The organism is Streptomyces sp. Edi2 (assembly GCF_040253635.1).
Classification (GTDB): Bacteria; Actinomycetota; Actinomycetes; order Streptomycetales; family Streptomycetaceae; genus Streptomyces.
Genome location: NZ_JBEJGX010000003.1, coordinates 2458486 through 2473369 on the forward strand (window position 1 = coordinate 2458486; position 14884 = coordinate 2473369).

General features: G+C 70.6%; 11 protein-coding genes. 6 read left to right on the plus strand and 5 right to left on the minus strand.

The features are described 5' to 3' along the window. Positions 1–22: 22 nt before the first annotated feature. Entirely contained in the window at positions 23–1384 is a 1362-nt protein-coding gene (gene glnA2 / locus ABR737_RS14215; RefSeq protein ID WP_189102998.1) for a gamma-glutamylpolyamine synthetase GlnA2, read from the minus strand. 824 nt (positions 1385–2208) lie between these two features. On the opposite strand from glnA2, the gene ABR737_RS14220 reads away from it, so the two are divergent. The 3 genes from ABR737_RS14220 (at position 2209) to ABR737_RS14230 (ending at position 6141) form a co-directional block, all read left to right on the plus strand. Further along, entirely contained in the window at positions 2209–2457 is a 249-nt protein-coding gene (locus tag ABR737_RS14220) for a hypothetical protein (protein ID WP_350250545.1), read from the plus strand. 109 nt (positions 2458–2566) lie between these two features. Beyond that, positions 2567–4207, plus strand: a complete 1641-nt coding sequence (locus tag ABR737_RS14225; RefSeq protein WP_350250546.1) for a multicopper oxidase family protein — start codon at positions 2567–2569, stop codon at positions 4205–4207. Between the two features lie 179 nt (positions 4208–4386). After that, on the plus strand, positions 4387–6141 hold the full coding sequence (locus ABR737_RS14230) for an NAD+ synthase (protein ID WP_350250547.1): 1755 nt from the start codon (positions 4387–4389) through the stop codon (positions 6139–6141). Between the two features lie 164 nt (positions 6142–6305). Here the strand turns inward: ABR737_RS14230 and ABR737_RS14235 are convergent, their stop codons facing one another. The 4 genes from ABR737_RS14235 to ABR737_RS14250 all read right to left on the minus strand — a co-directional run bounded on the left by ABR737_RS14235 (position 6306) and on the right by ABR737_RS14250 (position 11384). Beyond that, positions 6306–7601 carry an MFS transporter gene (locus ABR737_RS14235; protein WP_350250548.1) on the minus strand — a complete coding sequence of 432 codons (1296 nt, stop codon included), beginning with the start codon at positions 7599–7601 and terminating at the stop codon, positions 6306–6308. A 163-nt stretch (positions 7602–7764) separates the two neighbouring features. Continuing rightward, a complete protein-coding gene (locus tag ABR737_RS14240) occupies positions 7765–8769 on the minus strand; it encodes an endonuclease/exonuclease/phosphatase family protein (RefSeq protein ID WP_502964483.1) in 1005 nt (334 codons plus the stop codon). A gap of 255 nt (positions 8770–9024) precedes the next feature. Next, positions 9025–9768 (minus strand): TetR/AcrR family transcriptional regulator, encoded by a 744-nt coding sequence (locus tag ABR737_RS14245; RefSeq protein WP_350250550.1) that lies wholly within the window; start codon positions 9766–9768, stop codon positions 9025–9027. After that, a complete protein-coding gene (locus ABR737_RS14250; protein ID WP_350250551.1) occupies positions 9765–11384 on the minus strand; it encodes an MFS transporter in 1620 nt (539 codons plus the stop codon). The genes ABR737_RS14245 and ABR737_RS14250 overlap by 4 nt, the downstream gene beginning before the upstream one ends. A gap of 298 nt (positions 11385–11682) precedes the next feature. On the opposite strand from ABR737_RS14250, the gene panB reads away from it, so the two are divergent. From panB to ABR737_RS14265, 3 genes are all read left to right on the plus strand, one after another. Beyond that, on the plus strand, positions 11683–12543 hold the full coding sequence (gene panB / locus ABR737_RS14255; protein ID WP_350250552.1) for a 3-methyl-2-oxobutanoate hydroxymethyltransferase: 861 nt from the start codon (positions 11683–11685) through the stop codon (positions 12541–12543). Positions 12544–13005: 462 nt separating this feature from the next. Then, positions 13006–14043, plus strand: coding sequence for an ATP-binding cassette domain-containing protein (locus ABR737_RS14260; RefSeq protein ID WP_350250553.1), 1038 nt, complete (start codon positions 13006–13008; stop codon positions 14041–14043). Beyond that, positions 14040–14870, plus strand: a complete 831-nt coding sequence (locus ABR737_RS14265; protein WP_350250554.1) for an ABC transporter permease — start codon at positions 14040–14042, stop codon at positions 14868–14870. The genes ABR737_RS14260 and ABR737_RS14265 overlap by 4 nt, the downstream gene beginning before the upstream one ends. The last annotated feature ends 14 nt before the right edge of the window (positions 14871–14884 follow it).

Sequence of the window (14884 nt, forward strand, 5' to 3'; positions counted from 1 at the left end):
AGCCTCTCGGTGGCGCGGTGGCTCAGAGCACGGGCAGCATCTTGCGCAGCTCGAAGGCGGTGACCTCCGACCTGTACTCCTCCCACTCCTGCTTCTTGTTGCGCAGGAAGAAGTCGAAGACGTGCTCGCCAAGGGTCTCGGCGACCAGCTCGCTGCGCTCCATCAGCTCGATGGCCTCGCCGAGGTTCTGCGGCAGCGGCTCGATGCCCATCGCCCGGCGCTCGGAGTCGGACAGCGCCCAGACGTCGTCATCGGCGCCGGCCGGCAGCTCGTAGCCCTCCTCGATGCCCTTGAGACCGGCCGCGAGCAGCACCGCGTAGGTCAGGTACGGGTTGGCGCCGGAGTCGATGGAGCGGACCTCGACCCGTGTGGAGCCCATCTTGCCGGGCTTGTACATCGGGACGCGGATCAGTGCGGAGCGGTTGTTGTGGCCCCAGCAGATGTACGAGGGGGCCTCGCCGCCGGCGCCCGCGGTGCGGTTGGCGCCGCCCCAGATGCGCTTGTAGGAGTTGACCCACTGGTTGGTGACGGCGGAGATCTCCCCCGCGTGCCGCAGCAGTCCGGCGATGAAGGAACGCCCCACCTTGGAGAGTTGGTACTCCGAACCCGACTCGTGGAAGGCGTTGCGGTCGCCCTCGAAGAGGGAGAGGTGGGTGTGCATGCCCGAGCCCGGGTATTCGGAGAACGGCTTGGGCATGAAGGTGGCCTGCACGCCCTGCTCCAGGGCCACCTGCTTCATGACCAGCCGGAACGTCATGATGTTGTCGGCGGTCGAGAGGGCGTCGGCGTAGCGCAGGTCGATCTCCTGCTGGCCGGGGGCGCCCTCGTGGTGGCTGAACTCCACCGAGATGCCCATCGACTCCAGCATCGTGATCGCCTGCCGGCGGAAGTCCATGCCGACGTTCTGCGGCGTGTGGTCGAAGTAGCCCGAGGAGTCGCCGGGGGTCGGCCGCCGGCCGTCCACGGGCTTGTCCTTGAGCAGGAAGAACTCGATCTCCGGGTGGGTGTAGAAGGTGAACCCGAGGTCGGAGGTCTTGGCCAGGATGCGCTTGAGGACGTAGCGCGGGTCGGCGTAGGAGGGGGAGCCGTCCGGCATCAGGATGTCGCAGAACATCCGGGCGGTGCCGGGGGCCTCGGCGCGCCAGGGCAGGATCTGGAAGGTTCCGGGGTCCGGCTTGGCGATCATGTCGGACTCGTACACCCGGGCGAACCCCTCGATGGCCGAGCCGTCGAAGCCGATGCCCTCGTCGAAGGCCTGCTCCAGCTCCGCGGGAGCCACCGCCACGGACTTGAGGAAACCGAGGACATCGGTGAACCACAGCCGTACGAAGCGGATGTCGCGCTCCTCGAGCGTTCGGAGCACAAACTCCTGCTGCTTGTCCATGGGTCACCAATCCTTGCAGGTCAATCGGCCTGTCCACACGCGCCGGATCACGCGACGTGGCACACCAGTATCACGTGAGGGGGTTACCGTCACATTACGCACCCTTGGCCTGAATCAGAACCGCCGTCCCGTAACCCTCACCTGGCATCCTTCCCGCGGCGAGCGGGCTCAGCGCAGCGGACGGGGGCAAACGGGGGGCTTGGCGGAGTCTTGAAACGAGCCTGAGCGGCCGTTGACCCGGTGTTGAAGGGTCCGTTCCCTGTCCTTTCTACGCCCTTCCTCCGTCCTTCCTCCATCCTTCCTCCGCCCTTCCTGCACTGATCCCGGATGATGAACGGCCGGGATCAGCGGATCGTCGGGCCGTCGGAACTGTCGGGACTATCGTCCGGCCCGCTGGAGCGGGGGCCCACCACACCCCTCCGAGCGCAGCCCTCCCCCGCTCGGCAGCCGGCGCCGCCGCGGCCCGCCGGGTCTTCCCCGGCTGCCATCCGGGCTCTCCGGGGTGCGCGAGTGGCGTGGAGTGCCAAGAGTGGGCGGGTGGAGAGTTCCGAGTGTGGGGAATCCGGGCGGGGAGCATCGGGGCAGGGAGCATCCGGGCGTGGAGCAACTGGGTGTGGAGCAACTGGGTGTGGGGAAGGCCGAGCGGCGGTAGCGGCTCCCGGCGTCGCGGGCGATCGGGAGGGGAGGGCTCCGGTCACCCTCCAAACGGCGCAACGGCACTCCGTTCGGCGGGCCACCACGAGACCCATACCCCTCGGGGGTAGATTGCGTCAAGCGGACCTCCTCCCGCGTCCGCCGGTTCGCCGTCCGTCGAGAGGTCCGCGATGCAGGAACAGGGCAAGACCGCCGCGTGGTGCGGCCGTCTGCTGCTGTTCACCGCACGGTTCGACGGCCTCGCCACCCTGCAGACGCCCGGACACCCGGTGACCGGAAACGGCGGAAACGGCGGGCACGGCGGGCACGGCGGACACCGCGGGTGCCGGGAGACCGGCCGACGCCCGGCCGCGCGCACCGGTCTGCCGCGCGGCCGGTGGGCGATATCCGGGCCGCCGCGCCCCACACTCCCCGCCTGACCGTCGGTGCCGCGCGTGCAGGAGCGCGCCCCGCAGCCGACGCCCACCGGAGCCCGCGGCAGTGACCCCGCCCAGATCACCACCGACATCGTCTCGAGGTGTTCCTCCCATGCGTACGCACTCCCGCCGCGCCCTGCTCGGCGCAGGTCTCGCCGCCGCCGGCAGCGGTCTGCTGTCCGCCTGCGCCACCGGCCGGACCGGCTTCGGCCCGCACTCCGGTATGGACGGCATGAACGGCACGGCCCCTTCCACCGGTCCGGACGGCCGCCCCCCGTCCGGCTATGTGACCCCCGACGGCCCTGAGGTCGCCGAGGCCGAGCGCGGGCGGGGCAAGGGCCCCGTGCGCCACTTCGCGCTGACCGCCGGGGTCGGCCGGTTCGACCTGGGCGGCCGCACCGTCGAGACCTGGGCCTACGGCGATGCGCTGCCCGGCAAGATCATGCGCGTCACAGCGGGCGACCGGATCGCGCTGACCCTCACCAACGACCTTCCGCAGTCCACGACGCTGCACTGGCACGGGCTGACGGTGCGCAACGACATGGACGGCGTACCGGGGGTGACGCAGCGGTCCGTCAGGCCCGGCGGCACGTTCGACTACCACTTCGCGGTCACCACCCCCGGCACCCACTGGGTGCATCCGCACTCCGGTCTCCAGTTGGACCGCGGGCTGTACGCGCCACTGATCGTCGACGACCCCAGGGAACCGCTCTCCTATGACAAGGAGTGGATCGTCCTGCTGGACGACTGGGTCGACGGGGTCGACGGCAGCACACCCGAAGACGTGCTCAAGCAGTTGCACGGGGGCGTGGACCGCGGGCCCATGAGCCATGGCGAGACGGAGATGGGCCACCCACGGGACGGCAAGCGTGGCGCCCACGCCATGGGCGGAGCGGTCGTCCCCTCCGACGGCCCGTCGCGGATCCTCAAGGGCGCCCGGAGCAGGCTGCTCGGCCATGACGCGGGGGATGTGGACCACCCCTACCACCTCGTCAACGGCCGCTCCGTCCATGACCCGCGGACCTTCCGCGCCAGGCCCGGCGACCGCATCCGGATCCGCTTCATCAACGCGGCCAGCGAGACCGCCTACCGCGTCGCACTCGGCGACCACAGGATGACCGTGACGCACACCGACGGCCTCCCCGTCGAGCACGCCGAGACCGATGCGCTGCTCATCGGGATGGCCGAACGCTATGACGTCCTGGTCACGGCCGGGGACGGCGTCTTCCCGCTCACCGTGCTCGCCGAGGGCAAGGGGCGCTCCGCGCTGGGCCTGCTGCGCACCGGGGGCGGCGAGGCTCCCGGCCCGTCCGCCCGGCCCAAGAGCCTGTACGGCAGGATCATCACGGCGGACCGGCTCATGGCCGCCGCGTCGGTACGGTCCGCGTCGCGCCGCCCCGACCGCACCATCGAAATGACCCTCACCGGCACCATGGAGAAGTACGACTGGGCGATCAACGGGAGCCCCTACACGCCCTCTCAGCGGTATCCCGTCGAGGCCGGTGAGCGGGTCCGGATCATCTTCCGCAACCACACCAGGATGTGGCACCCGATGCACCTGCACGGCCACACCTTCACGCTGCCCAACGGCGGGCCCCGCAAGGACACCACGATCCTGCTGCCCGGCCGCAGGGTGGACGTCGATTTCCACGCCGACAACCCCGGGCTGTGGATGGTGCACTGCCACAACATCTACCACTCGGAGTCCGGGATGATGACGATCATCGGCTACCGCAAGAAGTACCGGAAGTAGAAGAAGAAGCAGAAGAAGGAGAAGAGGTAGGAGGGATAGGAGCAGCGGCCCGGGAGTGCGGCGGACGGGCCCCGCGGGCCTCTCCCGGGCCGCCCGTCGCACCGCCCCCGAAGGACCCCCGACACGTCTCCGACCTTCCTCACCCCCCATTGCGTCAGAAAGACGATTAGACTGGCGGCGTGCCTCAACTTCGTCTCGCCCTCAACCAGATCGACAGCTGTGTCGGCGCGCTCGACCGGAACGCCGAGGCGGTCCTGCGCTGGACCCGGCACGCCGCCGACCAGGGCGCGCACCTCGTCGCCTTCCCCGAGATGGCGCTGACCGGCTATCCCGTCGAGGACCTGGCGCTGCGTCCCTCGTTCGTCGAGGCGAGCCGCGACGCGCTGCGGACGCTGGCCGGCCGGCTGGCGTCGCAGGGCATGGGCGACCTCCCGGTGATCGTCGGCTATCTCGACCGCGGTGCGCAGGCCAAGCCGCGCTACGGCCGGCCCGCGGGCGCCCCGCAGAACGCCGCCGCCGTGCTGTACCGCGGCAAGGTCGCGCTGACCTTCGCCAAGCACCACCTTCCCAACTACGGCGTCTTCGACGAGTTCCGCTACTTCGTTCCCGGCGACACCCTGCCGGTCGTACGCGTACACGGCGTGGATGTCGCGCTCGCCATCTGCGAGGACCTGTGGCAGGACGGCGGACGGGTGCCGGCCACGCGCAGCGCGGGCGCCGGGCTCCTGGTGTCGGTCAACGCCTCGCCCTACGAGCGGGACAAGGACGACACCCGGCTGGAGCTGGTCCGCAAGCGGGCGCAGGAGGCCGGCTGCACCACCGCCTACCTGGCGATGATCGGCGGCCAGGACGAGCTGGTCTTCGACGGCGACTCGATCGTCGTCGACAAGGACGGCACCGTGATCGCGCGGGCGCCGCAGTTCGCGGAAGGCTGTGTGCTGGTCGACCTGGACCTGCCCGCCGCGGCGCCGGTCCCCCCGTCGGGCGTGCTGAACGACGGGCTGCGCGTCGACCACCGCGTCCTGTCGCCCGACCCGCTGCCGCCCTACCCCCCCGAGACGCCCGGCGGCGAGGCCGAACGCCTCACGGACCTGGAGGAGATCTACACCGCGCTGGTCGTCGGCCTGCGCGCCTATGCCGCCAAGAACGGCTTCGGCAGTGTGGTGCTCGGCCTCTCCGGCGGGATCGACTCGGCGCTGGTCGCCACGCTCGCCTGCGACGCCCTGGGGGCGGAGCATGTGCACGCCGTGGCGATGCCCTCCCGCTACTCCTCGGAGCACTCCCTCACCGACGCCGCCGAACTCGCCCGCCGTACGGGCCTGGCCTTCCGTACGGTGCCGATCGGCCCGATGTTCGACGCCTACATGGCGGCGCTGCCGCTGACCGGCCTGGCCGAGGAGAATCTGCAGTCGCGGCTGCGGGGCACCACCTTGATGGCCCTCTCCAACCAGGAGGGTCACCTGGTCCTGGCCCCGGGCAACAAGTCCGAGCTGGCCTGCGGCTATTCGACCCTCTACGGCGACTCGGTGGGCGGTTACGGCCCGATCAAGGACGTCTACAAGTCGGTCGTCTACCAGCTGGCCCGCTGGCGCAACCAGGCCGCCGCCGACCGCGGCCGGATCCCGCCGATCCCGGAGAACACCCTCACCAAGCCCCCGAGCGCCGAGCTGCGCCCCGGCCAGGTCGACACCGACTCGCTGCCCGACTACGACATCCTGGACCGCATCCTGGAGCTCTACGTCGACCGCGACCGCGGCCGGGAGGAGATCGTCGCCCAGGGCTTCGACGAGGCCCTGGTGACGCGGGTCCTGCGGATGGTCGACCACGCCGAGTACAAGCGCCGCCAGTACCCGCCCGGCCCCAAGATCTCCGCGAAGGGCTTCGGCAAGGACCGGCGCCTGCCGATCACCAACCAGTGGCGGGAAGGGAGCTGACGGGGCGTCGGTTCCTTCCGGGCCTGCCCGGCCTGTGAGCATCCCTGCCGGTGGGCCTGCCCGGCCGACGGGGATGCCCGGCCGACGGGGCCGGCCGTGGGCGTCGGGGCCGGCCGTGGGCGTCGGGGCCGGCCGTGGGCGTCGGGGCCGGCTGTGGGCGTCGGTCAGCCGAGGTGGCCCTCGGCCGCGACCTGCGCACCCGCGGCCGACCCGGCCTCCGTCTGACCGCTGCGGGTCCCACCGCTGCGGGTCTGGTCACTACGCGTCTCGTCACCGCGCGTCTCACCGCTGCGGGCCACGATCCGGGAGGAGTCGTGGGCACCGCGGTCCAGGAGGCCGGCCACGACGGCGACGGCCAGGCCCAGGGCGGCCAGCACCGCGCCGACCAGGGTCGGGGAGGTCCAGCCCCATCCTCCCGCCAGGGCCAGGCCGCCGAGCCAGGCGCCCCCGGCGTTGGCGAGGTTGAAGGCGGACTGGTTGGAGGCGGCGGCCAGCGTCGGGGCCTGCTGGGCCTTGTTCATGACCAGCATCTGCAGGGGCGTGGTGGTCAGGAAGCCGACCGCGCCGATGAGGACGACCGTCACCAGCGCCGCCCACTTCACCTGGGCGGTGAAGTGGAAGGCCGTCAGGACGAGAGCCAGCGCGGCCAGCGAACCGTAGAGCGTCGGGCGCAGGGCCCGGTCGGTGAGCGGTCCTGCGGCGAGCGCGCCGAGGGTCATCCCGATGCCGAAGAGGGCGAGGACCAGCGGCACCGAGCCCGCGGCGAAGCCCGTGACCTCGGTCATCATCGACGCGAGGTAGCTGTAGACGGCGAAGATCCCGGCGAAGCCGAAGACGGTGGTGAGCAGGCCGAGCAGCACCTGGCGGTTGCCCAGCGCCCGCAGTTCGCTGACCGGGCCGGTGCGCTCCTCGGCCGGCAGCGGGGGGATCAGCCGGGCCAGGGAGGCCATGGCGGCCAGCCCGATGACGGCCACGACGAGGAAGGTGGCGCGCCAGCCGAGCTGCTGGCCCAGCAGGGTCGCGGCGGGGACACCGATGATGTTGGCGACGGTCAGGCCGAGGAACATCGTGGCGACGGCACGGGCCTGGCGGCCCTCGCGCACCAGCCGGGCGGCGACCACCGCGCCGACGCCGAAGAACGCACCGTGCGGGAGCCCGGCCAGCAGCCGGCCGGCGATCAGCAGCCCGAAGGTGGGGGCCAGGGCGGAGGCGAGGTTGCCGACGGTGAAGACCGCCATCAGGCAGACCAGCATCCGCTTGCGCGGGATACGGGCGCCGAGGGCGGTCAGGAGCGGGGCGCCGATGACGACGCCGAGGGCATAGGCCGAGACGAGGTAGCCGGCGGTGGGCACGGAGGTGCCCAGATCGTCCGCGACGTCGGGCAGCAGGCCCATCATCACGAATTCCGTGGTGCCGATACCGAAGGCCGAGATCGCAAGCGCGAGCAGAGCCAAGGGCATGAAAGACCTTTCAGGGTTTGCGTGCGGGCGGGCACGCAGCGCACGGACCCGTAAGTACTTAAGTTCTCTTACGGAACAAAGTCTCTCAGGCGCAGTATTCCGGCGGAGGAACGGGGCGTGACGATCTCGCGTCAGAGCACCGTCGGCAGGGCGTCGGACCTGGTCAGATCTTCACCGTGGCGGCGACCGGAAGGTGGTCGCTGCCGGTCTCGGGCATCACCCAGGCCTTGACCGGGTCCATCCCCTTCATCATGATCTGGTCGATCCTGGCCATCGGGAACGCGGCCGGCCAGCTGAAGCCGAAGCCGTCGCCCGCCGCGCCCTGGGCGGAGCGCATCTGGGAGGTGACCGGGGCCAGCGAGCGGTCGTTCATGGTGCCGTTGAGATCGCCGAGCAGCATGACCTTCTTCTCCGGGTCGGCGGTGATCGCCTCGCCGAGCGCCGCGGCGCTGCCGTCGCGCTGGTTGGCGGTGAAGCCCGCCGCGACCTTGACCCGTACCGACGGCAGATGCGCGACATAGACGGCGAACTTCTGGCCGTCGGCGGCGGTGACGGTGGCCCGCAGCGCGCGGGTCCAGCCCATCTTGATGTCCACCGGCTTCGTCTCGGACAGCGGGCGCTTGCTCCACAGCCCGACGGTGCCCTCGACCACGTGGTACGGATACGCCTTCGCCAGCCCCTGCCGGTAGGCGGGCAGGGCGTCGCCGGTCAGCTCCTCCAGGGCCACCACATCGGCGTCGGAGGCCACGATGTCCCTGGCGGTGGACGCCGGATCGGGGTTGTCGGCGTTGACGTTATGGGTGGCAACCGTGAGATTGCCGCCGTTGCCCGCCTTGTCGGTGATCTGCCCGCCGAAGAGGCTGACCCAGGCGAAGACCGGCAGCACCAGCGCCACCAGCACGGTCGCCGAGCGGCGCAGCACCGCGAGGACGAGCAGCAGCGGGATACCCAGTCCCAGCCACGGCAGGAAGGTCTCCAGCAGACTGCCCAGGTTCCCCACGGTGTTGGGGATCTGGGAGTGCAGCATCATCAGCAGACCGAGCAGGACCGCGAGCACCGCGAGCACGATGCCGCGCCGCCACATGCCCTCGGGACGCCACCAGTTCCGCAGGCGTTCGGCCCGGGAACCGGCCTGCCCGGGGTTGTGCCCCTGTCCCGGCTCCGTCATGTATGCCTGCGCCATGTAGCTGTCCTCACTGCGTTGCTTCGCCGCGCCTCACCTGTGGTCTCCGACCCTAGGCGATGGTCCGTAATGCGCTTTCTTAGAAGTGAGGACGGCAAGGTGGCGGGTCGGGGTTCCGGTACCGGGGTTCATGACAGCGGCTGTGACAGAACGGGCATGCGCCGGTCATACGGGGTCGTCCGCGCACGGAGTTCCGGGACGGGTTTCCCTGCTCCCAAGGCCGCTGCCGTACCGAGGAGTTCATCCTGTGCAGCCTGCCGCCGAAGCCGATGCCGCAGTATCCGTTGCCGTCGCATCCGGTGTCGCCGTAACCACTGCCGTCACATCCGCTGGCGCCGCATCCGGTGCCGCCGGCCGTACGCCCTCCAGGACCATGTCGACAATGTCCGCCGGAAGGCTCTCGGGCAGTTCCTTCCACTCGTGGAGGAGGGCGCGGGCCAGCATCGGCCCGACGAAGAGATCGGCGACGGTCTCCAGGTCCTGGTCGGTGCGGATCTCACCGTTCGCCACCCCGCGCCGGAGCACCCCGAGCAGCGCCTCGCGGCGGGCCCGTACGACGGTGTCGTGGTACTCCGCCCACAGCTCGGGCTGTGCCCGGATATGGCTGACGAGGGTGCGCAGCAGCGCGGAGCTGCGCTTGGCCAGGCCGCGGCGGCGCAGGAATTCCAGCAGCGAGACCAGGTCATCGCGTACCGAGGTGCCGTCCAGGAGCGGGCCCGGGACGTCCAGGGACCGCATGACATCGAGCATCAGCGCGCTCTTGCCCGGCCAGCGGCGGTAGACCGTGGCCTTGCCGACGCCTGCCTCGCGGGCGATGCGCTCCATGGACAGCTCACCTATGGAGGCCCCGTCCTCGATCAGGCGCAGCACGGCCTCGATGATGGCCGAGTCGGCCGCGGCGCTGCGCGGCCGGCCGCGGCGCCCGGGGACCGCCGGGCCCGGCCGCTGCCCGGCCGCCGTCCCGGAGTCCGCCGCCCGGCTCATCGCTCCACGCCCGCCTTCCGCTCTTCCTGCGGCTCCGCCGGCTGCGGCGCCGGTGTCATTTTGCCCGGCAGGAAGGCCGCGGCCACCACGAGCCCCAGCATCGCGACGGCGGCCGAGCCGAGCGCGGTGATGTGCATGGCGTGAATGAAGGCATCGTCGGCCACGGCGGTCAACGACCGGCCCGCCGGTCCCATCCGGTCCGCGAGCCCGTGGGTCGCCTCGATCGATTCCCCGGCCGCGTGCCGGGCGGCGGCCGGCACTCCCGGCAGCCGGTCGAGGGTGTCCTGCATACGGTCGCGGTAGCTCGTCGACAGCAGCGAGCCGAGGACGGCGACGCCGAGGGTGCCGCCGACCTGCCGGAAGACGTTGTTGAGCGCCGAGCCGGAGCCGGCCTTCTCCCGGGGCAGCGCCTGCATGACCGCGACGGTGGCCGGCGGCATGATGTGCGCCATCCCGGCGCCCTGCAGGAAGAACAGCGCCTCCAGGACCCAGATCGGGGTGTCGGTGTCCAGCAGCAGCATGCCCGACATGGTGGTGGCCACCACGAACATGCTGAAGGTGCACACCGCGCGGGCGCCGTACTGGTCGACGGCGAGCCGGGCCCGTGGCGCGAAGATCGTCTGGGCGGCGGCCAGCGGGAGGAACAGCATCCCGGCCTGCAGCGGGGTGTAGCCGCGCACGCTCTGGATGTAGAAGACGGTGAAGAACGCGACACCCATCAGCGCGAAGAAGACCAGCGCGATGGCGGCGATGGCCGCCGAGAAGGCGGGGCTGCGGAAGTAGCTGATGTCGATGGACGGGTGGTCGCTGTACTTCTGGTGCAGCACGAAGACGATCAGCACCGCCAGGCCGCCGCCGATCGTGCCGGCCACCTGCGGGTCGGTGAAGTCTGCGAGCTGGCCGCCCTTGATGATGCCGTAGACCAGCAGGACGAGCCCGACGACGGACAGCAGCACCCCGAACGGGTCCAGCCGGCCCGGGCCGGGGTCCTTGGAGTCGGGCACCAGGATCACCATCGCGACCAGCGAGACCACCACGACCGGGGCGTTGATCATGAAGACCGAGCCCCACCAGAAGTGGGTGAGCAAAAGCCCGCCGGCGATCGGGCCGACCGCGATGGCCAGACCCACCCCGCCGGCCCAGATGCCGATCGCCCGGGGCTGCTCGTCCCGCTCGAAGACGTTCATCAGGATGGCGAGGGTGGACGGCATCACGAAGGCGCCGCCCAGCCCCATCAGCGCGCGGAAGGTGATCAGCTCCGCCGGCGATCCGGACACCCCGGCGAGCACCGACCCGGCACCGAAGACGGCCAGGCCGAAGAGCAGCGTCTTCTTACGGCCCAGCCGGTCGCCGAGCAGGCCCGCGGTGAACAGCAGACCGGCGAAGACCAGCGTGTAGGAGTTGATCGCCCACTCCAGCTCGCTCTGGGTGGCGCCGAGGCCGAGCGGAGCCGGGGTGGCGATCGTCTTCATGGCGACATTGAGGATCGAGTTGTCCAGCACCACGATCAGCAGGCTGAGCATGAGGGTGGACAGGATCGCCCAGCGGCGGCGGTGAACGGGGTCCGGGATCTGTGGGGCCGGCGGTGCGCCCGGGGTGCTGGAGGAGGAGGCCATGCCGGCACCCTAGGGTTGTTCCGATACGGGGCCGTTCCGTATCGGGAAGCCGCGCGGAGGGTCCCTTCTTCCGGGCGAAGCGGGAGCCGTCGTCCGGCGGAAGCGGGAGCGGTCGCCGGGCGAAGCGCGAAGGACTTCGGCGCGAAGGGCTTCCGGGCGGAGCAACCGTCGGCTTCCGGCCGAAGCGAGAGCGGTCACGCCCGTTCCCCTTTTCCTTTGTGCGCGGGCCGTGCCAGCATGGAGACGAGTCCGGGGACACCGTCAGGGTGCCTCGAGATGACGAACAGGAGCCGTCACCATGACGCAGCCTTCGCCTGCCCAGAAGCCGGTTGCCAAGTCTCTGTACGGGGGCTCGGGGTCGCGCCGGATCACCGTCCGGGACATCGCCGCCGCCAAGGAGCGCGGCGAGAAGTGGCCGATGCTCACCGCCTACGACGCCATGACCGCCTCCGTCTTCGACGAGGCCGGCATCCCCGTTCTGCTCGTCGGTGACTCGATGGGCAACTGCCACCTCGGTTACGAATCCACCGTGCCGGTCACCATGGACGAGATCACCCTGCTGTCCGCGGCGGTCGTCCGGGGCACGAAACGCGCACTCGTCGTCGGCGATCTGCCGTTCGGCTCGTACCAGGAAGGCCCGGTGCAGGCGCTGCGCAACGCCACCCGGCTGGTGAAGGAAGCGGGAGTGGGCGCCGTCAAGCTGGAGGGCGGCGAGCGCTCCGCCGACCAGGTGGAGCTGCTGGTCTCGTCCGGCATCCCGGTGATGGCACATGTCGGCCTGACCCCGCAGTCGGTCCACGCCTACGGCGGCTACCCCGTCCAGGGCCGCGGCGAGGAGGCGGCCCAGCAGCTGCTGCGGGACGCCAAGGCGGTGCAGGACGCCGGTGCGTTCTCCGTCGTCCTGGAGGCGGTACCCGCCGAGCTGGCGGCCGAGGTCACCCGTTCGCTCTACATCCCGACCGTCGGCATCGGCGCGGGCCCGGACTGCGACGCCCAGGTCCTGGTGTGGACCGACATGGCCGGCATGACGGCCGGCCGGGTCCCGAAGTTCGTCAAGCAGTACGTTGCCCTGCGGGAGCTGCTCGGAAGCGCGGCCAAGGAGTTCGCCGAGGACGTCGTCGGCGGCGAGTTTCCGGCGGAGCCGCATACCTTTCACTGAACCGCCCAGGTCGGCTTTCCCGCCGTGGGGGTTTCTCTTAGTTGCGCCTGCGGCGGGCGTGGGTTGTCGGGTGCGGTGCCGCTCCTCCGGACTTCGTCCTGCGGCGCGGCCCCTCCCGTGAGTGGGTGGAAGAACGTGGGTGGGGGTGCACGTAGTCACTTACGTGCACCCCCACCCACGTTCATCCACCCACGGGAGGGGACGGGCCGGAGGGGCCGGTGTGTGGGACGTAAAGCGAAGCAGTCCCACACACCGGCCCCGGAGGTCCGTCACCGCACCCACAGCCCCGCGCAGCGGACCCCGCCCGCCGCCAGGCGCAACGGCGGGCGCACCGCGCAGCGGGCGCAAAACGGCGAGCAACCCCCACGACGGGAAAGCCAAAAACGTGGGAAACAAGCCAAGCGCAGCGGTTTGTCGGAGACATGTCGGCGCCCTGTCGGTAGCGCCTGACACATTGGCGGCATGACGCGACAGACGATAACCACCAAGGGCGGCAACGCCGTGGAGGTGCGCGGTCTGGTCAAGCACTTCGGCGCGGTCAAGGCCGTCGACGGGGTGGACCTGGACGTGAAGGAAGGCACCGTGCTCGGCGTGCTCGGCCCCAATGGCGCCGGCAAGACGACGCTCGTACGGTGCCTGTCCACCCTCCTTGTGCCGGACGCCGGCAGCGCCTTCGTGGCGGGCTTCGATGTGGTGCGCCAGCCCCGCGCGCTGCGCCGCACCATCGGCCTGACCGGGCAGTACGCCTCGGTCGACGAAAAGCTCTCCGGCTGGGAGAACCTCTACATGATCGGGCGACTGCTCGATCTGTCCCGCAAGGACGCCCGCCGCCGTGCGGACGAGATGCTGGAGCGGTTCTCGCTGACCGAGGCCGCCAAGCGGGCCGCGGCCAAGTACTCCGGCGGTATGCGCCGCCGGCTCGACCTGGCCGCCTCGATGATCGGCCAACCGGCGGTCCTGTACCTGGACGAGCCGACCACCGGCCTGGACCCCCGCACCCGTAACGAGGTGTGGCAGGAGGTCCAGCGGATGGTGCGCGACGGGGCCACGGTGCTGCTGACCACCCAATACATGGAAGAGGCCGAGCAGTTGGCCAACGAGCTGACGGTCATCGACCGCGGCCGGGTGATCGCCGAGGGGCAGGTGGACGAGCTCAAGGCCAAGGTCGGCGGGCGGACGCTGCAGATCCGGCCGTCGGACCCCGGCGAGCTGGACCGGATGACGGAGGCCGTCACCCGGGCCGGTCTGGACGGCATCGCGGGTGCCACCGCCGACCACGAGGGGGGTGTGGTCAACGTACCGATCATCAGCGATGAGCAGCTGACCGCGGTGGTCAATGTGCTCGGCCGGGAGGGCATCGCGCTCGCCGGGATCAGCACCCATCTGCCCAGCCTGGACGAGGTGTTCCTGGCCATCACCGGTCAGAAGACCTCCGAGGCGGGGTCCGGGGCCGGGTCCGAGGACGCCATGGACGAGCAGTACGCGGGGGTGTCGGCATGAGTACGGCAACGATGACGGCGCCACGGGTGAAGCCCGGCGGCGACGAGGGCCGGATCGGTCTGCGGGCCAATCTGCGGCACATCGGGGCGCTGGTGCGGCGCAACGCCCTGCAGATCAAGCAGGACCCGGAGTCCATGATGGACGTCCTGCTGATGCCGATCATCTTCATCCTGCTGTTCACCTATGTCTTCGGCGGTGCGATCGCCGGCAAGGGGAACCAGCACGAATACATCCAGCGCCTGGTGCCCGGCATGATGGCGATGATGGGCATGAACATCGCCATGGCGGTGGGCACGGGTGTCAACGAGGACTTCCGCAAGGGCGTGATGGACCGCTTCCGGACGATGCCGATCGCCCGGTCCTCGGTCCTGATAGCCAAGATCGTCGTCGAGATCGGCCGGATGCTGGTCGCCACCGCGATCCTGCTCGGCATGGGCTTCCTGCTGGGTCTGGAGATCAAGGGCAGCATGCCCGCGTTCTTCGCGGCGATCGTGCTGTCCACGGCCTTCGGCGCCGCCCTGATGTGGATCTTCATCCTGCTGGGGCTCACCGTGAAGACCCCGCAGGCCGTCCAGGGCATGGCGATGCTGGTGCTGATGCCGCTGCAGTTCGGCTCGTCGATCTTCGCGCCGACGACGACGATGCCCGGCTGGCTGAAGAGCTTCACCGAGGTCAACCCGCTCTCCAACCTGGCCGACGCGGCTCGCGCCCTGATCAACGGCGAGGGGGCGGTGGCGCACCCGACGCTGGTCACCCTCGGCTGGGCGGTCGCCATCACGGCCGTCACCATGCCGCTCGCGGTGGCGAAGTTCCGCAAGAAGACCTGACGCGCGTCCCGCAG